Annotated in this window: 1 protein-coding gene; it reads right to left on the bottom strand. The window is 58.7% G+C overall.

Translation table 11 applies throughout. The features are described from left to right. Positions 1–75 precede the first annotated feature (75 nt). Positions 76–591 (bottom strand): cytochrome c biogenesis ResB family protein (locus tag ABFX50_RS51015; RefSeq protein WP_346158555.1); only part of this gene is annotated, 516 nt, incomplete at its 5' end.

Here is a 591-nt window from a genome sequence, read left to right as displayed (position 1 = left end):
CGGCAAACAACCAGTCAAACCAGTTGCGGCGGGCGAAGTAGCCTTCGTTCAAACTCAGTGTCGTCGTTGCGGTGTTCATCGTGAACCTCCGGAAGTCTTCTTTTGTATGGGGTCGGCCGCAATCAGCTTTCGGGCCAGCACGGCAAATTCGCGGTCTCCGTCCATGGTCTTGCGGTTGGTGGACAGGGCCATATTGGCATGGCTGCTGCCATTGCCTGGCGTCAGCCAGATCCAGATGCGGCGGTCACGCACATAGAGCATGGCAAAAACGCCGAGGATCAACAAGGCGCATCCCAGGTAAACCACTTTTTTGCCTGGCGCACTAGCGACCTGGAAAACGCTGGCCTGGACCTGCTTGAAATCCTGCAGCATGAAGATCATGGGGGCCGGGTAGAACTGGGCGTCGCTGAGCGAGAAAACCGCCTGGGTCATAAAGGCCTGTGTCTTCTCATTGGCCTCCAGCGGCTTTTGGCCGGCCTGTTGGCGCACTTGCTGTGCCAGCTCGAACAGCACGCCGTTCAAAATGCGCACCAGCACTTCGCCAGCGCGTTCGCGCTCGGCCTCGGGCACATTGCTGTCCATGAAGTCGGA

The organism is Nonomuraea recticatena, assembly GCF_039533245.1.
GTDB classification, from domain to species: domain Bacteria; phylum Actinomycetota; class Actinomycetes; order Streptosporangiales; family Streptosporangiaceae; genus Nonomuraea; species Nonomuraea roseola.
This window is presented reverse-complemented; position numbering and strand designations above follow the sequence as displayed.